We start from the raw sequence: 23,786 nt of genomic DNA, 5'->3' as shown, positions 1-23,786 counted from the left end.
GACCACGGCGCACAGGCACGCGACGGTGCCGAGCAGGAGCGCGTAGCGGGCGCCGGCCGCGTCGGAGAGTGCGCCGATGATCGGCGAGCCGATGGGGGTGCTGCCGATGAACGCGGGCGGTCACCCGGCCGCGGTGGTCGGGATCGGAGGCGAGCTGGATCGTGACGTTCCCTGCGGTGAGGAAGACGATGCCGGCCGCGCCGCCAGCACGCATGCCGCGACGGCGGTCGTGATGGTGGGAGTGTCGGCGACCAGGCCGACCGCGACCCGATCTCTGTCGGGGGCGGCTGTCTCTGCTTTCAAGACCGCTCGGGTGCCGCCGCAGAGTTTGACGGTGTCTTACGAGCGGACGGTCTTACGAGCGGGAGTCACGATCCCGCAGGGCACTGACGCCGCTGGAGTCGCTGAAGTGCTGGTAGGCATGCGCCTGGCGGCGCGCATCACGCAGGCCCCTCGTAGCCGCCGCTTCGATTCGCCGCGCTTCCGGACTCGAAACCGACCGGCGCCGTTCACGACGCACCAGCACGATCATGGCGGCCGCCATGACGGCCCCGACCGCCGACGCAGCCAGTACCAGGTAGACCATGGTCACCCCCTCCTCCACCTCTGCGCCGCGCGACATGGCGCCCAGGCACTGATCATCAGAGGCTGCCCGGAAGCGTACCCATCGGCCACGGCCGCTGAACCAGCATCGATGCCCGGACGGGGAAGCGCGCCACCGGGGCTTCCCCTGTGGTGCGCACCTGGCAGATGCCGAAGTGGCCACAGGACGGCCGCGGGACAGGTGACGTCGCCCCGCGCTCAGTGAAGACGGCGGATCCCCGGGGTGATCGCACCCCGGGGATCCGCCTTCAGCGCGTCACTCAGTGGCGCGTCAGGGCCTGGCGCAGCACGTCGTACACGTAGGTGTTGGCGTGCTTGCCGGTGAAGCGGTCGGACAGCGGGCCGGCCGCGGTCACGGGCACGTCCACACCGGTGTGGCCGGACGTCGTCCAGTCCATGTAGAAGCTCTTCTCGCTGCCGTGGATGGTGAACGGACCGTCCTCGGCGGAGATGCCGGTGCCGGACTCGTCGGCGGCGTCCGACTCCTCGACGGCCAGGCCGCCGGTCTCGTGGTCACCGGTGACGACCAGGAGGGTGTCGGGGTGGGTGGCGACGTAGGCGCGGGCCACGGCCACGGCCTTCTCCAGCTCCTGCATGGACTGCAGGACGCGGGTGCCGTTGTTCGAGTGACCGAACTCGTCGGTGCCCTCCTCCTCGACCATGAGGAAGAAGCCCTTCTTGTTCTTGTCCAGCGTGCTCAGCGCCTTGCTGGTCATCATGGACAGACCGACCACCGGGCTGTACACGTCGCCCTGGCCCTCGGGGCGCTGCTGGAACATCTCCTCGTTGGCGAAGAGGCCGAGGAGCTTGCCGTCCTTGGCGCGGTTGAGCTGATCCGCGCTGGAGACGTAGGAGTAACCGGCCTTCTGGGCCTTCTTGATGAGGTCGCCCTTGGTGCCCTTGCTCGCCTCGGACGGGTCCTCGGCGGGCTGGTCCTTGAACGCGCCGGCGTCGCCCGCGGGCAGCCACCAGTCCTCGCCGCCGCCCAGGATGACGTCGGGCTTGCTGACCTCGATGTACTGGCGCGCGATCTCGTCCTGCGCCGAGCGGTTGGCGGTGTTGGCGAAGAACGCCGCCGGCGAGGCGTCGGTGACCTGCGCTGTGGTGACCAGACCGGTGGCCTTGCCGGCCGCCTTGGCCTGCTGGCCGAGGGTGGCCAGTGGGTTGCCGTCGACGTCGACGCTGATGGCGCCGTTGTAGGTCTTCTCGCCCGTGGCCCACGCGGTGGCGGCGGCGGCCGAGTCGGTGACGACGGCCTTCGGGTCGTCGGGCTCGGTGGTCAGCTGGCCCGAGACGGGGAGCTTGTCCATCGCGAGCTGGCCGCCGAGGCCGGTGAAGTGCAGGCGGGCGGCCTGGCGCATCGCGGCGCCCATGCCGTCACCGTTGATGAAGATGACGTTCTTGGCAGCCGGGGCCTTGGCCTTGGCCGGGGCGTGCGGAGCCGAAGCCGACGCGCCCAGCGTCGGGTTGACCACCATCGTCACGACGGCCGCGGCGATTGCGGCAGCCGCAGGAGCGGCGAACCGCCGCGCCCTACGAACATCCTGGGACACAACATCCTCCGTTGGTGTTCTTGCCCATTGCTTGACCGCGAACATAAGGAGCTTTGGGAGGTGATTGACCAAGAGAAGATGTCCGGCACGCGACGAGATCTTCAGGGGGAGGTAAAGGCGCAGGCCATACTTGTTCGAACAGCTCACGCGAAAACGGACTCCGTCCCCTCCCGGCCGCACGCCCCGCACCCCCGCGACGGCACGCCCCATCCGGTTGATGTCGCAGGTCAGCACTGTGTCGGGACTCCGCATTCCGCTGCGGGGTCGAGGGCGTGACCAGGGGTTGGGCGCGTTCTTCGGTCGCATGGTGTGCGCGGCGCTGTGCCCGTCTTCCGTAGTGCTGGGAGCCGGAGCGGGTGGTGGGTCGAGGAGGGACGATGCCGCCATGGCAAATGAATCGAGGCGCCCCCTCAGCGAGCTCCGTCAAGGCGAGACAGTCCAGGCAACAATCACCAGTCACGAGCCATGGGGCCTCATGGCAGAACTCCATGAATACGAGCCCGTGGGCGCCTCGCTGGACGTCATTCCCCGCGGCAGGGAACCCGGAGTGCAGCGACTCGCCCAGGAACTGCCGCCAGTTGGAGCGACCGTCGACCTCGTCATCGGCGAAGTACGCACGTGGCAGTACGAGCCGTGGATATGGGTGGACCTCACGGCACCCAGTCACGGCGAAGGCTGACTGTGCCCGTAGGGCTACGGATCAGAAGTTGCCGAGTCCCATCCGTGCCCGATCGTGTGGGGGATCACGGAGAACCACGGTGTCGAGTGGGCACCGCACAACGCATCGGCCCTTGACCGAAGTGCCTGGTCAGGGGCCGTTCGCCTGGGCGGTGCGATTGACCGTGGCTCAAAGCCCGACGGAACCCGCCCCGGAGCGGACCCCGCCGGGAGAGCCGGACTCAGTTCCCCGCGCCGAGATTGGACATGAACGCGGACGGGTATCGATCGCCGCGCGCCGAGCCCGGCGGCACCGCCTTGTCGATCTCGGCGAGGTCGTCCGTGGTGAGGTCCAACTCCAGCGCGGGCAGCGCCTCGGCCAGCCGTTCGCGGGTGCGAGCGCCGACCAGCGGCACGATGTCCTCGCCCTGTGCAGCGACCCAGGCGATGGCGAGCTGGGCGATGGTGCACCCCTTCGCCTCGGCGATCCGACGCAGAGCCTCCACGAGCGCGAGGTTGTGTTCCACGTTCCCGCTCGTGAACCGTGGGCTGAAGGCGCGGCTGTCGCCGGGGTCGGCGGTGCGGTCGGCGGACCAGTGCCCGGAGATGAGGCCGCGGCTGAGGACACCGTAGGCGGTCAGGCCGATGCCCAGCTCCCGCAGTGTTGGCACAATGTCCGCCTCCCCCGCGCGCGAGATCAGCGAGTACTCGATCTGCAGGTCGGCTACCGGGTGCACGGCGTGCGCCCGGCGGATCGTCGCCGCATCGACCTCGGAGAGGCCGAGGTGCCGCACGTAGCCGGCGTCGATCATCTCCTTGATCGCGCCCACCGTCTCCTCGATGGGTACCGCCGGGTCCAGCCGGGCGGGACGGTAGATGTCGATGTGGTCGGTGCCCAGCCGGGTCAGGGAGTAGGCGAGGAAGTTCTTCACCGCCTCGGGACGGCCGTCATGCCCCATGATCACTCGCGCCAAAGCAGCTCCGGCCAACGGCGCTTGACTGGGTCATTAAGACTCCGCCGCCCTTAGTGCTGACTGTTGCTGAATCCGATGACCACGGCGCCCCACCAGCAGGCCTGAGACACGAGAGCCGTCGCGGCTCCCCAGGCCAAGAGGCGCGGCGTGAACACACCACTGCCCTGTTGCAGCATGCGTCTGTTCAGGAGGCCGGCCTGGAGGCCGTTGAGGGTGAGGCCGAGCACCAGCCCCAACTTGATGCGGGTGAGGGCAGAGCCAAGGTTTGGGTGGAGCATCACGCCGCTGGCCACGAGACCGGCAAGGCCGGTCCAGATGGGGACGTGGAGGTGGGCCGTGCTGTTCAGGGCATCGCGCAGGGTGCACCGGCCCGTCAGATACAGGAGCGCGTAGTAGTCGGTCACCAAGACAGCCCCGAAGCCGAGCACGAGCGAGGCCAGGTGAGCAAAAAGCACCACGGTGTGGAGGGCGGCGTCCACTTGCAGGTGCAGGGATATCCAGGCGCAGGCCGAGAGGCCCAGGCAGGCGGCGAGCGCGGCCGCTCCGACTGTCCACCATGTGTCGTACAGCCCCAGCCGCCGGGCGGGCGCCGCCTGAGGGGACACGGATGACGCCGCCTGAGGGGACACGGATGACGCCGCCTGAGGGGACACGGATGACTCCGAGGGCAGCACGGACACAGACGACTCATAGGGCAATCACAGGCGAGATTTAGGTAAGGCTGACCTAAGTGCGATTTTAAGTCAAGGTCGCAATGTGAACGGGGTTCCAGCCGCGACGCAAGCGTGATCAGGGCGTATCACTCCCGCGACCTGTGCTTTGGAGGTGCGCGGCTGTACAGCAGCGAAGTACAGCAACCCCAGCAACCGGCAGCGCCCCACACCCGCCCTCATGAGCCGCCCGGCAGCCTGTATGACCTTCAATGACCGATCTCTGTAGAGCTACGGATCAGAAGGTGCCGTGCCCCATCCGTGCCCGATCGCACGGGGAACCACGGGGAATCGCGGTGGCGGACGGGCACCGCCCAGCACGACGGCCCCCGACCATCTCTACTGGTCAGGGGCCGTTCACCTGCGCGGTGGGTGTGGGATTTGAACCCACGGTGGCTCGCGCCACGACGGTTTTCAAGACCGTTCCCTTAGGCCGCTCGGGCAACCCACCCCGCGCCCGCCGGGATCGGCGGGCGCGGGGACAAGAGTAACGGGTGGCACACGCGCGCGTGGTTCAGCGTCGGTCGCGCGGCCCCATGGCCGGGATCAGCTGTCGCCGGCCCGGGAGCCCAGGGTGAGTTCCACCGTGTGGGACTGGCCGCCGCGCTGGTAGGTGATGGTGACCTTGTCGCCGGGCTGGTGGGTCCAGATCTCGCCGATCAGGGTCGGGCCGCTGTCGATCACCCTGTCGTCCAGCTTGATGATCACGTCGCCCGGCTTGAGGCCGGCCTTGGCCGCGGGGCCGCCCGCCTCGATCGCGGAGGAACCGCCCGAGCCCTGGTCGGTGATCTTCGCGCCGTCGGTGCTGTCGTCCAGCGACACCGTGGCGCCGATCTTCGCGTAGACCGGCTTGCCCGTCTTGATCAGCTGCTGGGCGACGTACTTGGCCTGGTTGATCGGGATCGCGAAGCCAAGGCCGATCGAGCCGGACTGGCTGCTGCTGCCCAGCCCGCCGCTGCTCGTGGACTGGATGGCCGAGTTGATGCCGATGACCGCGCCCCGGGCGTCCAGGAGCGGGCCGCCGGAGTTGCCCGGGTTGATCGAGGCGTCCGTCTGAAGGGCGCTCATGTACGACGACTTGCTGCTGGAGTTGCCGTCGCTGGAGGCCACGGGGCGGTTCTTGGCGCTGACGATGCCGGTGGTCACCGTGTTCGACAGGCCGAAGGGCGCGCCGATCGCGATCGTCGCGTCGCCGACCGACACCTTGTCCGAGTCACCGAGGGGGAGCGGCTTGAGGTCCGACGGGGCGTTCTTGAGCTTGATGACGGCGACGTCGTAGCCCTGCGCATGGCCGATGATCTCGGCGTCGTACTTCTTGCCGCTCGGAAACGTCGCCGTGAGCTTGCCGCCGTCGGCCGCGTCGGCGACGACGTGGTTGTTGGTGACGATGTGGCCCTGGGTGTCGAAGACAAAGCCCGTACCGGTGCCGCCCTGGCCGTTCGAGCTCTCGGCTTCGATGGTCACCGTGCTCGGCACCGCCTTGGCGGCCACGCTCGCGACCGAGCCGTTGTCGTGCTTGACGTCACCGCCGCTGGTCGCGGCCGAGACGGTCGTCGAACCGCCGGAGTCGTCGTTCTTGGCCAGCTGGTAACCGATGCCGCCGCCGACACCGCCCGCGACCAGCGCGGCGACGAGGACCGCCGCGACCAGACCGCCGCGGCCGTTCCTCGGCTTCGGTGCGGGCGCCTGGTACGAGGCACCCCAGGCGCCGCCCGCGCCGCCACCCGCGTAGGCAGGAGTGGCCGGCGGAGGCGGGGGCCAGCCTGCCTCGGCGGCCGAGAAACCTCCTGGCTGTCCCTGCGGGAACTGAGCGGTCGGCGCGCCTTCCTGCTGCGGCGCGCCGGGCCCGTACGGTGTGCTCCCCGCGGGCGCGGCGCTGCCCCCGTCGTGCCGGGGCGCATCCGCCGCGGGCGTGTGCCCTTCGGGAGCCGCGCCCGGCGCGGAAGCGGGAGCGTCCACCGGCACGGGGGGTGCAGACGGGGCCGGGGGGACCGCAGTGCCCTCGTTCTCGGTGCTCACAGCTCTTCTCCTCGTTCCACGGCAGTCATTCTGGGTTCGTTCCGGCGCCTTCGCTCACCCTGCGCGGCGCCGGGCGCGTTCAGCTGTGCCAGTCTGTTGTACGCCGTCAAGCTTTTCCCACCGGACGTCAGGCCACCATAAGCGGTGGCTGTGAGTCGCCGACCTACCTTTATATGGGATCTGTCCGAACAAAAATCTGCATTCCCGACGCCTCGCCGACGCCCTGGCGTCGCCTTCCGACCCCACACATGCCCCGTGACGGTGGCACCATGACGCGGTGACCCACGCACGACAGCACCTGGTCCAGGTGGTGGCCCACCGAGGAGCCTCCGAAGAGGCCCCCGAGCACACCCTGGCCGCGTACAAGATGGCGATCGAGGACGGTGCCGACGCCCTCGAGTGCGATGTCCGGCTGACCGCGGACGGACATCTCGTCTGCGTTCACGACCGACGCGTCAACCGTACGTCCAACGGCCGCGGGGCGGTCTCCGCGCTGGAGCTCGCCGACCTCGCCGCCCTGGACTTCGGTTCCTGGAAGAGCCGCGACGAGGAGCCGGACTGGGAGCACCGCCCTCAGGACCCGGAGGACACCTCGGTTCTCACCCTGGAGCGCCTGCTCGAACTCATCGCCGACGCCGGACGCACCATCCACCTGGCCGTCGAGACGAAGCATCCGACGCGCTGGGCGGGACAGGTCGAGGAGCGGCTGCTGCTCCTGCTCAAGCGATTCGGCCTGGAGTCCCCGGCCTCCCCGGCCGAGTCGACGGTGCGCGTCATGAGCTTCTCGGCGCGCTCGCTGCACCGGGTGCGGGCCGCCTCCCCGACGCTGCCGACCGTATACCTGCTGCAGTTCCTCTCTCCCCGGCTGCGCGACGGACGCCTTCCGGCGGGTGTCAGGATCGCCGGCCCCTCCATGCGGATCGTGCGCAGTCACCCGGCGTACATCCAGCGGTTGAAGCAGGTCGGTCACCAGGTGCACGTGTGGACTGTGAATGAACCGGAGGACGTCGACCTCTGCCTCGAGCTGGGCGTCGACGCCATCATCACCAACCGGCCGCGCGCGGTGCTGAGCCAGCTCGGTCGCTGAGAGGCATCGGTTCCGGGTCCTTTATTGCTCCCCATAGGCGTCGAAATCCGGCCACCTCCATTACGAGGAGTGCTCCGGCGCGTTCGGATGGTGTTCGACCGTTACGAGTGCGTCAGCACACGTACGCGGACGGTTTCCGCCCCAGTCCATTGGGGCATTCACACCGTGGCGTGGGGCGAAGGAGGTCTCGGGGGTGGCGTTGGTGGTGGCACAGGAGGTGCCCACGTCGTCGAGCATGGCCGTACCCCATGGTCCTGCGGGCGTGGGGAAAGCAAGACACCGGATGCGTGATCAACTGCGAACCGGTGGCGTGTCGGAATCGGTCATCGACGATGCCGTACTGATCCTTTCGGAACTACTCAGCAATGCCTGCCGGCACGGCAGGCCGCTCGGCGACAGGCTGACGGGAGACGGGGACGTACTCGCCGCATGGCGTGTCGACGTCTCCGGGCGGCTCACGGTCGAGGTGACGGACGGTGGTGGTCCCACCCGTCCCGTACCGGCGACGCCCTCGGTCACCGCACACGGCGGTCGCGGGCTGAACATCATCACGGCATTGGCCAAGGACTGGGGCGTACGCGACGACGCCCGCGGCGAGGTCACGGTCTGGGTGGTGGTGCAGGACGACGTCGGCACGGCTCACCGCCGGGACGACTTCGCCACGCGCATCACGGCGCCGCCCGTGTCGCAGATACCCGACCTGGACTTCACCGACGCGTTCGAGGACGTGGACTGAGGTCGCGAGGAACGGAGCCTGCGGCCGGGAGGACGGGGCTGAGGCCGTTGCGACCGGGGTGACCGCGGACCCGGCCGACGCACCGGCGAGCGTCCGGACCGAGCCGTCCGCACCGAACGACCGGCTGCGCAAACCCGCACCGAGCCGGTCAGACTCGAACGGGTCGGCTGTGTAAAGCCGCACCGAGCCGATCGGACCTGAACGGCCGGACTGCGACGGCCCGCGCCGACAACCGGGCCGATCCCCCCACATCACCAACCAGACCGACACGGTCACACCGACAAACGGACAGCGGCGGTCACCCTGACAACGGAACCGACCCACTCCCACCGACAGTCGGACCGAAGCGGTCACACGGGCAACGGGGCCGAAGCGCTCGCGCCCACGGCGGCCCGCTCCCGCACCGCCCGCCGAGCAGGCCCGTACGGATGATTCCGGCCCGGGCCGAAGCATCCCTTCGGGCACGACTCGGTGCGTTGTCCACAGGATCCCGTCGGCCGTCGTACGAGCGACTAGGCTCGCGCCCGTACGAAACGAGCCGTAACCGGGAGACATCCACGATGGCCAAGAAGCGATCCCAGACCAAGGCCGAGCGCCCGCAGCTCACGGATGCCGAGATCCCGGTCGTCGGCGCCCGCGAGCCCTGCCCCTGCGGCAGCGGACGCCGCTACAAGGCCTGCCACGGTCGGGCCGCCGCGCACGCGGCGACCGAGCTGGTGCAGCGCCCGTTCGAGGGGCTTCACAGCGAGTGCGACTGGGTGGCGCTGCGCGAGCTGGTGCCCGCGGCGACCGTCGAGCTGAAGCTGAGGGACGAGCTCCCCGAGGGTGTCCCCTCCGTCACGCTCGCCACGGTGCTGCCGATGGCGTGGCCGGCGCTGCGCCGCGACGACGGTTCGGTCCTGCTCGGCCTGCAGAACGACACGGCGTCGGGCGACATCAGCCGCGATCTCGCGGACGTCCTCGAGCGTGCCCTCACCGCCGCACCGGGCAGCCCGGTCCAGGCCCGGCGTGCACCCGCCGGCGGCCCGCGGCTCCAGGATCTGCTCGACCCGCAGGGCGCCTTCGAGCCGGTGGTGCACAGCGGCTTCGAGTTCTGGGTCCCGGACGTGGAGAACGCGACCCCCGAGGTGACCGCCTCGCTGGAGCGGGCCAACGAGGCCGCCATCCCCACCGTGAAGCTCAAGGGCGTGGACTCCGCGTACTGGTGCGAGACCCTCGAGAAGAACCATCTGCGATGGGTCATGCCGCACCCGGAGGAGCGGCTTCTGGACGCTCTCGCGCGGCTGCACGCGGCCGGGCGGTCGAGCCTCGGCGAGGGCACGCGTCTGGTCGGCTCCTTCCGTGCGCACGGGCTCACGGTGCCGGTCTGGGACCTGCCGAGCGAAATGAGCGCGGAGGACGTCGAGAAGCCGGCGGCCGAGTTCGCCGAGCGCCTCGCGGACGCCCTCGCCTCGGACGCGCCGCTCACCGCGGACGAGCGCCGGGCGCGCGGCGGACTGACCAACCGCCAGGTCACGCTCAGCTGAGCCACGGCGTTCCGCTGACCGACCGGTCAGCTCGTCGTGGGCTCACGCGATAGGTGACTCCCGTCACAAGTCCCGTCTGCGACCGGCGAATCCGTGTCCGAATAGCCGAGACCGAATTTGCGAACCGCCGATCTCTTGTTACCGTTCCAGTAGCCCGGTTGCTGGTGCATCCCCCGTCGCCAGCAACCGGGTCTTTCCATGTGTGCGCACGGTCCCGAACACGGGTCGGCGCCAACTCCCGTGCGGATCTGCCGAATTACTCTGCGTTCCCCCTGGCGGTGTCGCTTCCGACGCGCAGCAGCAGCGGTCCGCTCCCCTCGGCCCCGGCGAACTCCGCGACCACCGAGTACACGACCGGCTCCCCCTTCAGCCGCTGCCGTGGCGTCTCACAGGCCCCCGAGTCATCCGCGGCGCCACCGCGCAGTGCATCTCGATACTGCGCCCCTGTGGGCCCATGAAGCTCAGCACGGAACTCAGTCGCTCCCCCGTGGCATTGCGGTAGTACGTGCGTGCCCAGGTCTCCTGGCCCTGTGTCATCACGCACGTCTGCGCCTCGATGCCGTTGGCGGAAGAGAGTTGGGAACCGCAGCGGGCGGCCGTGGTGAGCTGCGGGCCCAGGAGCGGGGAGCGGGCGGAGGCGGGCAGCTTCACGTCATTGTGCGCGGGCTCGCGAAGCGCCGCGCGATCCGCTTCGCCGACCGGACCGGCGGATGTCACAGCGAGGGGCAGCGCGACCACGGCCGCCACCACGCCCATGAGCATCAGCAGCCTGAACCTGCCGGTCTCGGGTCGGTCGACGGCTCGCGATCCCCTTCCGTGCCCCAGACCCCCGTGTCCCCCGGGACGCATCACCATGGGGCCGAAGATATCGGCCGATCAGGGGCGCCCGGTTCGCCGAACGCCCGACACCCCTACAACTCGGGCGCACTCACACCCGTACGAGTGAGCGCTTCCACAACGGCGTCCACGACCGCCTCCACATCGGGAACCCAGGGCGAGGCGGAGCCGGGCAGCGGCGCCCGCTCCCAGCGGATCCCCCCGTGGCCGGTCTCCGAGGGCGGAAGTGCGAGATAGCCGCCCTCGCCGTGGAAGCGGAGTGACCCGGGGACGAAGTCCTTGGCGTAGAGCAGCTCGCCCAGCTGCTCCATCGAGTAGGGCGCCACGAGGATCGCCCAGCGGTGCGGCGTCGCGACGACCGGGCCGAGGCGCATGCCCTTGCGGTCGAGTGCGGCAAGGGCCCGCGAGGCCGCGAGGGCGGGCAGGCTCACCGCACAGGGCGCCCGGCCCCCGGTGGCCAGCACGATGGGTGCGGACGGCCGGTTGGTCCACCACCAGCGCACCATGCGCTCGTCCGTGGTGGCCGCGAGCAGTCCGGGATCGAAGGGGTGTGCGCCGGGCACCGTGCACTCCGGGTCGGGGCACCCGCAGCGGGCTCGCCCCTGCGGGTCGGCTGCGACACCCGGGAGAACGGGCCACTGCCATCGGGTCGCGAAGGTCAGGGCCGCGCTGATCAACTCAGGCCTTCCGTTGTTCCGCCTGGACAGGAGCCTGCGTCGCCTTCCGAGGATCTCGCGCATGAGCGCTCGTTCCTTTCCGTTGCACGCCTGGCAACACCGTGGGTCACATCACACCATGTGTCGATCACTTCACTGTGCGTACCTACTGGCGCATCACGCCCTTGTCTTGGACAAGGGGAACCCCTATGGGTCGAGCGTTGGCTGCGTCCGCGTCCATACTGCGCCCATCACAAGCATGGGTATGGCGTGGGGTGGCGGCACCTGGCGATTTGCCGTCCCGCTCTTCTTCTCCGCCTCCGCCAGGGGAGGATGGGGCACGGTCGTCGGTGGTTAAGACGCCCGGGTCCGGCGCCAGGTTCCGGGTGGCTCCCGACCGCCCCTGGCCTTCACCGAGTACGTACCCATCACGACCGCTGTGACGCTCCGTCGAACGAGGCCAGTCGACCCCAATTAGCGGATACCTGAGGCTGTTTTAAGCCAACTTTGCGTTGGCGCAGGAGAGAAGGAGCGCCCCTCGGACACCAGGAATCCCAGCAGGACAATGCTGGACATCTCCTCACGAGTGCGTGTACATGTGGAGCCACTGCTAGCGGCGCAGATTGACATGGGGGTTTGCGATGCTATCGAGCAATATGCACCGGTGCGAAAGCCGGATGCCATGAACGCCCCTCACCCTTCGAAAGTGGCCGGAATCGATTCAACGGTTCTCCCGCCCGCACACACTGTCGCGCCGCCGGCTGCCTCCGCGGATGTCCCCTCGGCCGTCTCACCCGGGGCCGTCGGCGAGGTCGCCCTCCTCCAGGACCGGCTCGCCGGCTGGGTCTCCGATCTGACGACACTCCACGAACTCACCGAACGCCTGGCGCGCACGTCCGCCTTCACCGAAGCGCTGCAGGAAGTGCTGCGCGCGGGGGCCGCCCTCGTGGGCGCCCGGCGCGGTCTCCTCGTGCTGGAACCGCGTGACGGCCTGGGCCCCGACAGAACGATCGGCCTCGGGCTGGCCCGCGCCGACCTCGGGCACATCGAGACCGTGCCGCGCAGCTCCATGTCGTACGGCCGGATCCTGGACGGGCTGCCGGGCGGTGAACGCGAGATCGCCGAGCCCGATCTTTTTTCCGAGGACGGGCTCGATCCCCGTCACCGCGAGGTGGCCGCCCGGCTCGGCTACGCCGCCAGCTACGCCCTCCCCCTGTCCACCGACGCGGCCGGCCGTCTCGGTGCCGCCGTGTGGTTCTACGACGAACCGGCCGAGCCGGTCGAGCGCCAGCGTCACCTCGCCGGTCTCTACATCCGGTACGCGACCGAGCACCTGGCCCGGATCGTGGAACTCGAGCGCACGCGCGCGTGCATGGCGACGATCGCCGAAGAGCTGCTCCCCGCCCGGCTGCCCCGGCTCCCCGGCGTCCAGCTCGCCGCCCGGCGCAGCAGCGGCCCCTACGGAGGCGGCGACTGGTACGACGCGCTGTCCCTGCCGGACGCCACGCTCGGTCTCGCGGTCGGCTCGGTCACCGGGTCCGGGCCCAGCGCGGTCGCCGCGATGGGCCGGCTCCGGGCCTCCCTGCGGGCGTACGCCGTAATGGAGGGCGAGGACCCGGTGGCGGTCCTGTCGGACCTCGAGCTGCTGCTGCGACTCACCGAACCCGCCCGGACGGCCACCGCCCTGTTCGCGTACTGCGAGCCCGCGCTGCGCAAGCTCACGCTCGCCGGTGCCGGGCACAGCCCGCCGCTGGTGACCGGCCCGCGCCGCACCGAGTTCGTGGAGACCTCCCTGTCGGCGCCGCTCGGAATGCTGGCCTGCTGGGAGGCGCCGAGCATCGAACTGACCGCCGAGCCCGGCGAGACGGTCCTGCTCTACACCGACGGCCTGCTGCACCGCACCGGCGACCCCATGGACCGCGCCTTCGCCCGGCTGCACGCGGCGGCCGCGAACGTGCCGAGACCGATGCGCGTCGACCCGGGAGCCGTCGCCGACCACGTCCTGCGGACGGTGCTGCCGGACGGTCCCGGCCGGACGGAGGGCACCGAGGACGTGGTCCTGCTCGCCGCGCGCTTCGAGTGAGGGCGCGACTGCCTGCGGTAACAGGTCCTCCGGGCCCGAAGCCCCCTTCAGTACGACCGTACGATGGAGGAGGCCCAGTGCCGTATTCAAGGAGGATGACCGTGGCGGACGAGCTCACTCCGGAGACCCCGGAAGAGACCGAAGAGCCGATCAAGCAGCGCAAGAACGGCCTGTACCCGGGCGTTTCCGACGAGCTGGCCGAGAACATGAAGTCCGGCTGGGCCGACACGGAGCTGCACGACCTGCAGCCGATCGCCCAGGCCACCGAGACCGCCGGCCGCCGCGCCGCGCTCTCCGCGCGCTTCCCGGGCGAGCGTCTCGTGATCCCCGCGGGCAACCTGAAGACGCGCTCGAACGACACGGACTACCCCTTCCGCGCCTCCGTCGAGTACGCGTACCTCACGGGCAACCAGATCGAGGACGGCGTCCTGGTCCTGGAGCCGACCTCCGAGGGCCACTCGGCGACGATCTACCTGCTGCCCCGCTCCGACCGGGAGAACGGCGAGTTCTGGCTCTCCGGCCAGGGCGAGCTGTGGGTCGGCCGCCGCCACTCGCTCACCGAGTCCGAGCAGCTGTACGGCATCCCCGCGGCGGACGTGCGCAAGCTGCCGGAGGCGCTGAAGGAGGCCACCGGCCCGGTCCGGGTCGTCCGCGGGTACGACGCCGCCATCGAGACGGCGCTGCACGACAAGGTGACCGCCGAGCGCGACGAGGAGATGCGCGTCTTCCTGTCCGAGATGCGGCTGGTCAAGGACGCCTTCGAGATCGGCGAGCTGCAGAAGGCGGTCGACTCGACCGTGCGCGGCTTCGAGGACGTCGTGAAGGTCCTCGACAAGGCGGAGGCCACCTCCGAGCGCTACATCGAGGGCACGTTCTTCCTCCGCGCGCGTGTGGAGGGCAACGACGTCGGCTACGGGTCGATCTGCGCCGCCGGCCCGCACGCCTGCACCCTCCACTGGGTGCGCAACGACGGCCCGGTCCGCTCCGGCGACCTGCTCCTGCTGGACGCGGGTGTGGAGACGCACACCTACTACACCGCGGACGTCACGCGCACGCTGCCGGTCAACGGCACCTACAGCGAGATCCAGAAGAAGATCTACGACGCCGTCTACGAGGCCCAGGAGGCCGGTATCGCGGCGGTGAAGCCGGGCGCCAAGTACCGCGACTTCCACGACGCCTCCCAGCGGGTGCTGGCCGAGAAGCTGGTCGAGTGGGGTCTGGTCGAGGGCCCGGTGGAGCGCGTCCTGGAGCTGGGCCTGCAGCGCCGCTGGACCCTGCACGGCACGGGCCACATGCTCGGCATGGACGTGCACGACTGCGCCGCCGCACGCGTCGAGACGTACGTGGACGGCACGCTGGAGCCGGGCATGGTGCTCACGGTCGAGCCGGGTCTGTACTTCCAGGCGGACGATCTGACCGTCCCGGAGGAGTACCGCGGCATCGGCGTCCGCATCGAGGACGACATCCTGGTCACGGAGGACGGCAACCGGAACCTGTCGGCGGGTCTGCCCCGGCGCTCCGACGAGGTCGAGGCGTGGATGGCCGCCCTGAAGGGCTGATACGCGATCGAACGGCCGGGTACCGCAGGGCGGTACCCGGCCGTTCGATCGCATACGAGGGGATCAGCGTTCGCAGCACCGGGTACGCGGCCGCGGGTGCTCCGGCGGTTCACGACCTAGCTGGGCCCCTCAGGCGCACTGCGAAAGCCGCGTACGACCAGCTCGTCGTCGAGGGGTACTTGACGGAACGACAGGCTGCGGGCGGTGCCCCACGCACGCCTACCCGGCGTTTCGGACTGCGGCCGCGCGTCGCGTCCGCTCCCCCGAAAAGCTCCGGCCCTCGCTACACGGCGACCAACGGGGCGTCCTTCTTCCATTTCAGGATCTTGTCGAAGCTCACCACCGCACCGGTCCGGTCCGGCCTGTTGCCGATGTGGACGTGGTCGGCGAGTTCCTGGATGAGACAGAGGCCACGCCCGTTTTCGGCGTCGGCGCGGGCCGGCCGGATCACGGGCCGGGTTCTGCCGGTGGGGAAACCGGGGCCTGAATCGGCTACTTCGATACGGCACGTCTCGCCGTCGAGGTAGGCAGTGACCCGGTATGCCTCGGACGTACCGCCGTGCGCGGTGCCGCCGCCGTGTTCGACCGCGTTGGCGCAGGCCTCGCTGAGGGCGACGGAAAGGTCGTAGGAGATGTCCGGGTCGACGCCTGCGGTCTCCATCGTGCCCAGAAGGAGCCGCCGGGCGAGCGGTACGCTCGCAGCTTCGCGCCGCAGATGGAGTGACCACCAGATGCTCATGCTCCAGCCTCCTGGCCGCGGCTCGACATACCGTTACGTATTGCCGCGCGTACCGGACCGCAATCACCCGACGGACGAGATCCCGCTCATTCGGCGGATGCGCCGGGCAGCGGACCGGTGTATGCGCTAGGCCGTTCTCACCAGAATGCGATCTTCCGGATCGCCCCTCCGACAACCGTACGGATGTCACCTTGCGGACCTGCCGTACGAAGCCCGCGTGGCCAGTGGGATGATGAGGCCGCCATGAGTGCCCCCCACCAGCGCACGGTGCGCACCGGAGGTGATCTCCGGACCCTGCGGGCCGCGGTGTTCGCCGCGGTCTGCGTCGTGCTGGCTGCCGCGGGGCACGGGCTCGCCTCCTGCGCCACGGTTCCGCTGTGGACGCTGGGTGCGGGCTTCCTCGGTGTGTTCTCCGTCGCCGCTCCGCTCGCCGGGCGGGAGCGTTCGCTGCCGGGCATCGCCGCGGTCCTCGCGGTGGGCCAGGTCGCGCTGCACACGCTCTTCGGACTGGGACAGCACTCCGGTGCCATGTCGATGGCCCCGAACACGATGTCCTCGTACGACGCCTCGCTCGTGGCGCGGGCGGCGCACATCATGTGCGGCGCCACCGCGGCGGCGATCTCCCCCGCGCAGGCCCAGAAGATCCTCACCGACGCACGTCTCGGCACGGGCCCCGACATGGCCGCCATGCACCACCCGGCCACGGCCGGTTCATGGTGGTCGGTCCTGCCCTCCGTGCCCATGCTGCTCGGACACGTCCTCGCGGCCGTCGCCGCCGGATGGGTGCTGCGCCACGGGGACATGGCGCTGACCCGGCTCATGCAACTGTCGGCGCACGGCGTCGCGGAGGGGGCGCTCGTAAGGTCCCTTCGGTCGGCGTTCGCGCTCGCGCGCGCCCTGCTGGCCGGGCTCCCGGCGACACCGGAAGCCGGGCCGCGCGCCCCGCACACCGTCTTCCTCGTTCCGCCGAAGGCGCGGACGACCGCACTGCAGCACACGGTGATCCGGCGCGGACCGCCGTCCTTCACTCCTCAGTTCCTCGCTGCCTGACGCGACGCGCCACTCCACCCGTTTTGGGGAGGGGCTGCCGTCGTGCGGCATGCGCGCGTGCCCGTGGTGTGCCCCAGAGGTCACCCCTGCGCACGCGTACCCCTCTTCATCAACGGACTCTCACTCGGAGTGGAGTGTTCTCTGCCATGAAGGCCATCAACGGGTCCCTGCGGGCTTCCCGCGTCGCCGTCGCCGGTGCCGCCGCCGCATCGGCCGTGCTCGTCCTGTCCTCGCCCGCGTTCGCGCACGTCACGGTTCAGCCGGAGGGCCAGGCCGCCAAGGGCGGCTACGCGGTCGTCGACTTCAAGGTGCCGAACGAGCGCGACAACGCCTCGACCACCAAGCTCGAGGTCAACCTCCCGGCCGACCACCCGCTCGCCTCGGTGATGGCGCAGCCGATCGACGGCTGGACGGTGCAGATCACCAAGTCCAAGCTCGACAAGCCGCTCACGATGCACGGTGAGCAGATCGACGAGGCCGTCACCAAGATCACCTGGACCGCCACCGGCAAGGGCATCGAACCGGGCTACTTCCAGAAGTTCCCGCTCTCCCTCGGCCCGTTGCCCGAGGACGCCGACCAACTGGTCTTCAAGGCCCTGCAGACGTACTCCAACAAGGAGACCGTCCGCTGGATCGAACTCCAGAAGGACGGCCAGGAGGAGCCCGAGAACCCCGCCCCGATGCTCGAACTGGCCTCCGCCTCCTCCTCCGGCCACCACGGCTCCACGGCCGAGGACGCCTCCGCCACCTCTCCCGGCAAGGACACCACGGCCGAGGGATCCTCCGGCGGCAGTGACACCACCGCCCGTGTCCTCGGCGTCGTAGGCATCGTCGTCGGCGCGGCGGGCGTGGCGTACGGCGTCCTGGCCGGCCGTCGGCGCATCACCGGGGCCTGACCTCCATCTCGCCTCCGGGCCCGCGCCGGGGTCGTGCGACACGCCGTGCCGCATGGCGCACGGCCCCGGCTCACACCGAGCACTCACATCTGGGACATTTCTCAATGCACAAGAAGAAAACGCTCGTCGCGGTCGGCCTTCTCGCCGCCGCCGCGTTCACCCTCTCCGCCTGCGGTTCCGGCGACGGCGCCGGCAAGCCGGTCGCGCAGGTCTCCATGGAGCCGGGCTCGGACAAGGCCGGGACCGTGCTCGACCAGCCGTTCGCGAAGCCGGACCTCGTCCTCACCGACACCCATGGCAAGAAGTACGACCTCAGGGCCGAGACCAAGGGCAAGCCCACGTTGATCTACTTCGGCTACACCCACTGCCCCGACGTCTGCCCGCTGACCATGAACAACCTCGCGGTCGCCAAGAAGGAGGTGGAGAAGAGCAAGGAGCTGACGCAGGCGCAGAAGGACTCGCTGCGCATCGTGTTCGTCACCACCGACCCGGAGCGCGACACGCCCGCCGCGCTCAGCACCTGGCTGGGCGGCATCGATCCCGATGTCGTGGGCCTGACCGGCGACTTCGCCACCATCCAGGCCGGCGCCCGCAGCCTCGGCATCAGCATCGAGGCGCCGAAGAAGGAGAAGGACGGCAAGATCGTCTCCACCCACGGCACCCAAGTCATCGCGTTCTCGCCGAAGACCGACGGCGGCTATGTGGTGTACGGCGAGGACGCGACCGTCGACGACTACATCAAGGACCTCCCCAAGATCGTCAAGGGGGATAACCCGTGAACCGCCGTCTCGGCTGCGCCGCCGCGGCGATAGCGGCGGGGCTGGTGCTCGCGGGCTGCGGCGGCTCCGCTTCGGCGCATCCCCAACTGAAGGTGACCGGCGCCTATATGCCGGCCCCGGTCTCCAGCGACTTGGCGGCAGGCTTCTTCACCGTCGCCAACTCGGGCGGCGCCGACACCCTCACCTCCGTCACCAGCGGCCTCGCCTCGGACGTCACGCTGCACTCCACCAAGGGCGGCGAGATGGAGGAGGAGAAGTCGTTCGCCGTGCCGGCCGACGGCAAGCTCGACTTCGCGAGCGGCGGCAACCACCTCATGTTCGAGAAGCTCACCCACAAGCCGAAGCAGGGCGAGAAGGTGTCCGTGCAACTGCACTTTGCCAAGTCCGGAACAGTCACGGTCGAGATGCCGGTGAAGTCGGCGACGTACAACCCGATGACCGGGCACTGAGAGAGGGATCACCGTGACGCAGGCCATCGCTTCCGACGGGCACGTCCCCAGGACCGTCCGCACGGCGTTCCCCCGCACGCTCCGGATCCGGGCTGTCCGTGTGCTGCTGGCGCTGCTGCTCGCCGTCGCGGGCGCGCTGTTCGGCGCTGCCGCCCCCGCCTCCGCGCACGCCGCGCTGCTCGGCAGCGACCCCGCGCAGGGAACGGTGGTCGACAAGGCGCCCACCCAGGTCACCCTCACCTTCTCCGAGAAGGTGGCGCTCTCCGACGGCTCGCTGCGGGTCCTCGACCCGAAGGGACAGCGCGTCGACACCGGCCAGGCGTCCAACCTGAGCGGCACGATGTACGGCGTGAAGCTGCACGCGGGGCTGGCCCGCGGCACCTACACGGTCACCTACCAGGTGGTGTCCGCGGACAGCCACCCCGTCTCCGGCGCCTTCACCTTCTCCATCGGCGCCCCGTCCGCGACCACGGTCGTCGCCTCCGGCCAGGGCGCGGGAGGCGGAGTGGTCGGGGGGCTCTACGGGTTCGCACGGTACGTGTCCTACGCCGGGTTCATCGTGATGATCGGCGGTGCGGCCTTCGTGCTGGCCTGCTGGCAGCGGGGCGCCGGCGTGCGGGCGGTTCAGCGGCTCGTGGTCTCCGGATGGGTGGCGCTCACCTCCGCCACGCTCGCGCTGCTGCTCCTGCGCGGTTCGTACACGGGCTCGGGGAAGGTCGCGGACATCTTCGACCTCTCCCTGATCGGCCCGGTGCTGCAGACGAAGGCGGGAGCGGCCCTTGTCTCGCGGCTGCTGCTGCTCGCGGCGGGCGCGCTGTTCATCGCGGTGCTCTTCGGGGCGTATGTGAAACGGGACGCCGACGGCGAGGAGGACGGGTCCGGTGTGCTCGGCAACGAGAAGAGCACACCGGGTGACGACGCCTCGGACGGGGAGGACGCGGCACGGGCGGCGGAGAAGAAGGACCTGACCTTCGGGCTCGCCGTCGGCGGGACGGTCGTCGCGGCGGGGCTCGCGGCGACCTGGGCGATGGCCGAGCACGCCTCGACCGGCATCCAGACCGGGCTCGCCATGCCGGTGGACATTCTGCATCTGCTGGCGGTCGCCGTCTGGCTCGGCGGACTCGCGTCGCTGCTCGTCGCCCTGTACTGGGCGCCGTCGATCGAGGCGGCGTCCGTACGGCGTTTTTCGCGGCTCGCCTTCGGGAGCGTCGCGACGCTCGCGGTGACCGGCGGCTACCAGTCGTGGCGTCAGCTCGGCTCATGGTCGGCGCTGACCGGGACGGGCTACGGCCGGCTGTTGCTCGTGAAGGTCGGTCTGGTCGCCGTCCTCGTCGGCCTCGCCTGGATCTCACGACGCTGGACCGCCCAGTTGGCGGATGCACCGGCCTCGGGGGTGACGGTACGGCGTACGACGTCGAAGAAGCGGTCGCCCGTGGCGGCCAAGGCGTCGGCCAATGGTCGTGGGTCGGCCAAGGGCAGGGTTTCCAATGCGGCTGCGGGCCGGAGCGGGGCCTCCCAGGAGGGCGGCTCCGCAGGCAAGGGGTCCGGAGCGTCCAAGCGGTCCGAGCGCGCCGCGCAGCTGGCCCGGCAGCAGGCCGCGATGGCCGTCGCCCGGGCCAAGCGGACCCGGGACTCCGACCCTGTCCGTTCGGGGCTGCGCCGCTCCGTGCTCGCCGAGGCGGCCGTGGCGATCGTGGTGCTCGCCGTCACCACCGCGCTGACTACCACCGAGCCGGGACGCACGGAGGAGGCGGCCAGCGCCGCCACCGCCTCCGCGACACAGCGGTCCGGACCCCTGTCGCTGAAGATGCCCTTCGACACGGGCGGCCGGGACGGCAAGGGAACCGTGCAGTTCACCCTCGACCCGGCCCGCGTCGGCGGAAACGAGATGCACCTCTACGTGGTGCGTCCCGACGGCAAGCCCTTCGACGTCCCCGAAGTGAAGGTGGCCTTCACTCTCGAGTCCAAGAGCATCGGCCCGCTGCCCGTCGCGCCCGACCACATCACCATCGGCCACTGGTCCGCGATCGGCGTGCAGATCCCCATGGCGGGCGACTGGAAGATCGCGGTGACCGTGCGGACGTCCGACATCGACCAAGTGACCGTCACCAAGAACGCGAAGATCGGCTGAGACACACCATGGCTGACCAGTCCACACCGGAAGCGCCCGCCGAGGCCGTTCCGCCCCAGAAGGGGAAGGCCGGTTCCGGCGGGAAGCGCGCCCTCGACAAGCCCGCTCCCGGCCCACGCGGCCCCGGGGATGCCGTGCCCGGCGATGCCCCCTCGCACGGGGTGATCTCGCGGCGGCGGCTCCTCGGCACGGCGGGTGCCACCGGGCTCGCGCTGGGTGCGGCGGGCGGGGCGGCCGGTTACGCCGCCGCACCGTCCGAGAAGGCCACGCCGCTGGCCTCGCTCGGCTCGGACCGGGCGATGTTTCACGGGAAACATCAGCCCGGTATCACCGACGCCCTCCAGGCTCGCGGCCACCTCGTCGCCTTCGACCTGGCCGCCGGCGCGGGGCGCCGGGAGGCCGCCGCTCTGCTGCGCCGCTGGTCGGCCACTGCGGAGCGGCTGATGGCGGGTGAGGCGGCCGACCACGGCGACACGGACGTCGCCCGGGACGCCGGCCCGTCCTCCCTGACGATCACCTTCGGCTTCGGGAACAGCTTCTTCTCCCGTACGGGACTGGAGAAACAGCGCCCCTCGGCCCTGGACCCGCTGCCCGACTTCTCCTCCGACCACCTCGACAAGTCCCGCAGCGACGGGGACCTGTGGGTGCAGATCGGAGCCAACGACGCGCTCGTCGCCTTCCATGCGCTGCGTGCGATCCAGAAGGACGCCGGCAGCGCGGCCCGGCTGCGCTGGCAGATGAACGGGTTCAACCGCTCCCCGGGCGCGACCGCACACCCCATGACGGCCCGCAATCTGATGGGCCAGATCGACGGCACACGCAATCCGAAGCCGACCGACGCGGACTTCGACCAGCGGATCTTCCTGCCCTCGTCCGGCGACCCGGCATGGATGGCGAACGGCTCGTACGCCGTCGTGCGCCGGATCCGCATGCTCCTGGACGACTGGGAGGAGCTCTCGGTCAAGGCCCAGGAGGATGTCATCGGGCGCCGCAAGTCCGATGGGGCGCCGCTGAGCGGCGGTGGTGAGACGACCGAGATGGACCTGGAGAAGACCGGCGCAGACGGCAATCCGGTCGTCCCCATGAACGCGCACGCGCGCATCACCCGGCCCGATCAGAACGGAGGCGCAGCGATGGTGCGGCGACCGTTCTCCTACCACGACGGTTTCGGCGTGGACGGTGCGCCGGACGCGGGGCTGCTGTTCATCTGCTGGCAGGCGGACCCGCTGCGCGGCTTCGTCCCGGTGCAGCGCAAGCTCGACCGGGGGGACGCGCTCTCCCAGTTCATCCGTCACGAGGCGAGCGGCCTGTTCGCGGTGCCGGGCGGCGCCGCGCCAGGGGAGTACGTGGGCCAGCGGCTGCTCGAGGGGTGACCCGGCGCGGCGCTTCCTTCGCGGCAGGGCGGCTTCGGCGGTCTGCGGGGCCTCCGGCCGCCTCACCCCGTCGGGAGGGCCCCCCGGGAGGGGCGGCCGTGTCACGACGGTGAGCCGGGTTCCGCCGCGGCCCATTAGGGTGAGGTCATGCCAGCCAGCTATGCGTATCTCGGTCCCCAGGGCACCTTCACCGAGGTCGCCCTGCGTACGCTGCCCGAGGCCGCGACCCGGGAGCTCGTCCCGATGGTGTCGGTCCCGGCGGCGCTCGACGCCGTCCGCAGCGGCGAGGCCGAGGCCGCCTTCGTACCGATCGAGAACTCGGTGGAGGGCGGCATCACCACCACGCTCGACGAGCTGGTCGCGGGCGAGCCGCTGATGATCTACCGCGAGGTGCTGCTCTCGATCACCTTCGCGCTGCTGGTCCGGCCCGGTACGAGACTCTCCGAGATCAAGACGGTCACCGCGCACCCGGCCGCCCAGCCGCAGGTGCGCAACTGGCTGAAGGCCAATCTTCCGGACGCCGTCTGGGAGTCGGCCGCGTCGAACGCGGACGGCGCCCGCCTGGTCCAGGAGGGCCGCTACGACGCCGCGTTCGCGGGCGAGTTCGCCGCCGCGCGCTATGGCCTCAAGGCCCTGGAGACCGGCATTCACGACGCGGAGAACGCCCAGACGCGGTTCGTGCTCGTCGGCCGGCCTGCGCGGCCGGCGGCGCCGACAGGCGCGGACAAGACGTCCGTCGTGCTGTGGCAGCGCGACGACCACCCCGGTGGGCTGCGGGATCTGCTCGCTGAGTTCGCCGTGCGGGGCGTCAACCTGATGCTGCTCCAGTCCCGCCCGACCGGTGCCGGCATCGGGAACTACTGCTTCTGCATCGATGCGGAAGGCCACATCTCGGATCGCCGGGTGGCCGAGGCGCTGATGGGACTCAAGCGGATCTGTCTGCAGGTGCGGTACCTCGGTTCGTACCCGCGCGCGGACATCAAGCCGGACGACGTCCAGACCCCGCTGCCGGGGACGTCGGACGACGAGTTCATGACGGCGGCGGACTGGGTGGCGCGCTGCCAGGACGGCCGTTTCTAGGCGGTCGAGACCAGGAGTTCGGTCCTACCTGCAGATTTTCGTTGTCCACAGAAGTTATCCACAGGTTGGCATCTCGACCTGGGGACAAGTCGACAATGTGGCGTCCGTCAGTCGACAAATCTCTCTACGGATCGCCTTTCGTCCATCAGCGCGTCCGCAACAGTTGTCCACCTGTTTCTCTCGATCACCGCTTTCGAGTGACCCTTTTGAACCTAAAAGGGCAGCTCGTTGGGTTTTGGGCTGGGAATTCTCCTCGCCGGGCGGGCCATTCGGAATGATCACTTCCGAA

General features: G+C 70.1%; 20 protein-coding genes, 1 tRNA gene and 1 pseudogene. 13 read left to right on the top strand and 9 right to left on the bottom strand.

Features of this window, described 5'->3' with window-relative positions; genetic code table 11:
• Positions 1-355: 355 nt before the first annotated feature.
• Positions 356-586 (bottom strand): hypothetical protein, encoded by a 231-nt coding sequence (locus tag ACWDA7_RS03870; protein ID WP_450602605.1) that lies wholly within the window; start codon positions 584-586, stop codon positions 356-358.
• A gap of 277 nt (positions 587-863) precedes the next feature.
• The gene (locus tag ACWDA7_RS03865) at positions 864-2,156 is read right to left on the bottom strand and encodes an alkaline phosphatase (protein WP_450602604.1); all 1,293 of its coding nucleotides are present in this window, start codon (positions 2,154-2,156) and stop codon (positions 864-866) included.
• A gap of 475 nt (positions 2,157-2,631) precedes the next feature.
• On the opposite strand from ACWDA7_RS03865, the gene ACWDA7_RS03860 reads away from it, so the two are divergent.
• The gene (locus ACWDA7_RS03860; protein ID WP_450602603.1) at positions 2,632-2,835 is read left to right on the top strand and encodes a hypothetical protein; all 204 of its coding nucleotides are present in this window, start codon (positions 2,632-2,634) and stop codon (positions 2,833-2,835) included.
• A 220-nt stretch (positions 2,836-3,055) separates the two neighbouring features.
• Here ACWDA7_RS03860 and ACWDA7_RS03855 read toward each other — a convergent pair.
• The 4 genes and pseudogenes from ACWDA7_RS03855 to ACWDA7_RS03840 all read right to left on the bottom strand — a co-directional run.
• Positions 3,056-3,769: pseudogene (locus ACWDA7_RS03855) on the bottom strand (aldo/keto reductase); the annotation flags it as partial.
• 68 nt (positions 3,770-3,837) lie between these two features.
• A complete protein-coding gene (locus ACWDA7_RS03850; RefSeq protein ID WP_450602602.1) occupies positions 3,838-4,392 on the bottom strand; it encodes a hypothetical protein in 555 nt (184 codons plus the stop codon).
• 471 nt (positions 4,393-4,863) lie between these two features.
• Positions 4,864-4,948 (bottom strand) — tRNA-Ser (locus ACWDA7_RS03845).
• 95 nt (positions 4,949-5,043) lie between these two features.
• On the bottom strand, positions 5,044-6,516 hold the full coding sequence (locus ACWDA7_RS03840; protein WP_450602601.1) for a S1C family serine protease: 1,473 nt from the start codon (positions 6,514-6,516) through the stop codon (positions 5,044-5,046).
• 277 nt (positions 6,517-6,793) lie between these two features.
• Between ACWDA7_RS03840 and ACWDA7_RS03835 the strand changes: the two genes are divergently transcribed.
• The 3 genes from ACWDA7_RS03835 (at position 6,794) to ACWDA7_RS03825 (ending at position 9,865) form a co-directional block, all read left to right on the top strand.
• The gene (locus ACWDA7_RS03835; RefSeq protein WP_360990842.1) at positions 6,794-7,603 is read left to right on the top strand and encodes a glycerophosphodiester phosphodiesterase; all 810 of its coding nucleotides are present in this window, start codon (positions 6,794-6,796) and stop codon (positions 7,601-7,603) included.
• Between the two features lie 193 nt (positions 7,604-7,796).
• Positions 7,797-8,339 (top strand): ATP-binding protein, encoded by a 543-nt coding sequence (locus ACWDA7_RS03830; RefSeq protein ID WP_359390716.1) that lies wholly within the window; start codon positions 7,797-7,799, stop codon positions 8,337-8,339.
• Positions 8,340-8,899: 560 nt separating this feature from the next.
• Positions 8,900-9,865: a DUF5926 family protein gene (locus ACWDA7_RS03825; RefSeq protein ID WP_450602600.1), complete on the top strand. Its 966-nt coding sequence runs from the start codon at positions 8,900-8,902 to the stop codon at positions 9,863-9,865.
• A 366-nt stretch (positions 9,866-10,231) separates the two neighbouring features.
• On the opposite strand, the gene ACWDA7_RS03820 is transcribed toward ACWDA7_RS03825, so the two are convergent.
• Both ACWDA7_RS03820 and ACWDA7_RS03815 read right to left on the bottom strand, forming a co-directional pair.
• Positions 10,232-10,720: a hypothetical protein gene (locus tag ACWDA7_RS03820; RefSeq protein WP_450602598.1), complete on the bottom strand. Its 489-nt coding sequence runs from the start codon at positions 10,718-10,720 to the stop codon at positions 10,232-10,234.
• Between the two features lie 56 nt (positions 10,721-10,776).
• Positions 10,777-11,442 carry a bifunctional DNA primase/polymerase gene (locus ACWDA7_RS03815; protein WP_450602597.1) on the bottom strand — a complete coding sequence of 222 codons (666 nt, stop codon included), beginning with the start codon at positions 11,440-11,442 and terminating at the stop codon, positions 10,777-10,779.
• 481 nt (positions 11,443-11,923) lie between these two features.
• On the opposite strand from ACWDA7_RS03815, the gene ACWDA7_RS03810 reads away from it, so the two are divergent.
• A complete protein-coding gene (locus tag ACWDA7_RS03810; RefSeq protein WP_450602596.1) occupies positions 11,924-13,441 on the top strand; it encodes a PP2C family protein-serine/threonine phosphatase in 1,518 nt (505 codons plus the stop codon).
• Between the two features lie 101 nt (positions 13,442-13,542).
• The gene (locus ACWDA7_RS03805; protein ID WP_450602595.1) at positions 13,543-15,000 is read left to right on the top strand and encodes an aminopeptidase P family protein; all 1,458 of its coding nucleotides are present in this window, start codon (positions 13,543-13,545) and stop codon (positions 14,998-15,000) included.
• 283 nt (positions 15,001-15,283) lie between these two features.
• Here ACWDA7_RS03805 and ACWDA7_RS03800 read toward each other — a convergent pair whose 3' ends face one another.
• The gene (locus ACWDA7_RS03800; RefSeq protein ID WP_432929981.1) at positions 15,284-15,739 is read right to left on the bottom strand and encodes an ATP-binding protein; all 456 of its coding nucleotides are present in this window, start codon (positions 15,737-15,739) and stop codon (positions 15,284-15,286) included.
• 243 nt (positions 15,740-15,982) lie between these two features.
• Here ACWDA7_RS03800 and ACWDA7_RS03795 point away from each other — a divergent pair, with 243 nt between their 5' ends.
• The 7 genes from ACWDA7_RS03795 (at position 15,983) to pheA (ending at position 23,497) form a co-directional block, all read left to right on the top strand.
• On the top strand, positions 15,983-16,789 hold the full coding sequence (locus ACWDA7_RS03795; protein ID WP_450602594.1) for a hypothetical protein: 807 nt from the start codon (positions 15,983-15,985) through the stop codon (positions 16,787-16,789).
• 146 nt (positions 16,790-16,935) lie between these two features.
• The gene (locus tag ACWDA7_RS03790) at positions 16,936-17,685 is read left to right on the top strand and encodes a YcnI family copper-binding membrane protein (RefSeq protein ID WP_450602593.1); all 750 of its coding nucleotides are present in this window, start codon (positions 16,936-16,938) and stop codon (positions 17,683-17,685) included.
• Positions 17,686-17,789: 104 nt separating this feature from the next.
• Positions 17,790-18,464 carry an SCO family protein gene (locus ACWDA7_RS03785; RefSeq protein ID WP_450602592.1) on the top strand — a complete coding sequence of 225 codons (675 nt, stop codon included), beginning with the start codon at positions 17,790-17,792 and terminating at the stop codon, positions 18,462-18,464.
• The gene (locus ACWDA7_RS03780) at positions 18,461-18,913 is read left to right on the top strand and encodes a copper chaperone PCu(A)C (protein WP_450602591.1); all 453 of its coding nucleotides are present in this window, start codon (positions 18,461-18,463) and stop codon (positions 18,911-18,913) included. Before ACWDA7_RS03785 ends, ACWDA7_RS03780 begins: the two co-directional genes overlap by 4 nt.
• Before the next feature lie 85 nt (positions 18,914-18,998).
• Complete coding sequence (locus ACWDA7_RS03775) at positions 18,999-21,044, top strand: copper resistance CopC/CopD family protein (RefSeq protein ID WP_450602647.1); 2,046 nt, start codon at positions 18,999-19,001, stop codon at positions 21,042-21,044.
• An 8-nt stretch (positions 21,045-21,052) separates the two neighbouring features.
• Entirely contained in the window at positions 21,053-22,417 is a 1,365-nt protein-coding gene (gene efeB, locus ACWDA7_RS03770) for an iron uptake transporter deferrochelatase/peroxidase subunit (RefSeq protein WP_450602590.1), read from the top strand.
• Between the two features lie 147 nt (positions 22,418-22,564).
• Positions 22,565-23,497, top strand: coding sequence for a prephenate dehydratase (gene pheA / locus ACWDA7_RS03765; RefSeq protein ID WP_450602589.1), 933 nt, complete (start codon positions 22,565-22,567; stop codon positions 23,495-23,497).
• The last annotated feature ends 289 nt before the right edge of the window (positions 23,498-23,786 follow it).

This window comes from Streptomyces sp. NPDC001156, assembly GCF_053598275.1.
This window is presented reverse-complemented; position numbering and strand designations above follow the sequence as displayed.

What these genes read in the sequence shown, in the direction of transcription:
- ACWDA7_RS03815 (WP_450602597.1), bottom strand. Translation starts at nt 11,442, where the DNA reads ATGCGCGAGATCCTCGGAAGGCGACGCAGGCTCCTGTCCAGGCGGAAC.
- ACWDA7_RS03870 (WP_450602605.1), bottom strand. Translation starts at nt 586, where the DNA reads ATGGTCTACCTGGTACTGGCTGCGTCGGCGGTCGGGGCCGTCATGGCG.
- ACWDA7_RS03825 (WP_450602600.1), top strand. Translation starts at nt 8,900, where the DNA reads ATGGCCAAGAAGCGATCCCAGACCAAGGCCGAGCGCCCGCAGCTCACG.
- ACWDA7_RS03790 (WP_450602593.1), top strand. Translation starts at nt 16,936, where the DNA reads ATGAAGGCCATCAACGGGTCCCTGCGGGCTTCCCGCGTCGCCGTCGCC.
- ACWDA7_RS03800 (WP_432929981.1), bottom strand. Translation starts at nt 15,739, where the DNA reads ATGAGCATCTGGTGGTCACTCCATCTGCGGCGCGAAGCTGCGAGCGTA.
- ACWDA7_RS03820 (WP_450602598.1), bottom strand. Translation starts at nt 10,720, where the DNA reads ATGGTGATGCGTCCCGGGGGACACGGGGGTCTGGGGCACGGAAGGGGA.
- ACWDA7_RS03860 (WP_450602603.1), top strand. Translation starts at nt 2,632, where the DNA reads ATGGCAGAACTCCATGAATACGAGCCCGTGGGCGCCTCGCTGGACGTC.
- ACWDA7_RS03785 (WP_450602592.1), top strand. Translation starts at nt 17,790, where the DNA reads ATGCACAAGAAGAAAACGCTCGTCGCGGTCGGCCTTCTCGCCGCCGCC.
- ACWDA7_RS03810 (WP_450602596.1), top strand. Translation starts at nt 11,924, where the DNA reads ATGCTGGACATCTCCTCACGAGTGCGTGTACATGTGGAGCCACTGCTA.
- efeB (WP_450602590.1), top strand. Translation starts at nt 21,053, where the DNA reads ATGGCTGACCAGTCCACACCGGAAGCGCCCGCCGAGGCCGTTCCGCCC.
- pheA (WP_450602589.1), top strand. Translation starts at nt 22,565, where the DNA reads ATGCCAGCCAGCTATGCGTATCTCGGTCCCCAGGGCACCTTCACCGAG.
- ACWDA7_RS03795 (WP_450602594.1), top strand. Translation starts at nt 15,983, where the DNA reads ATGAGTGCCCCCCACCAGCGCACGGTGCGCACCGGAGGTGATCTCCGG.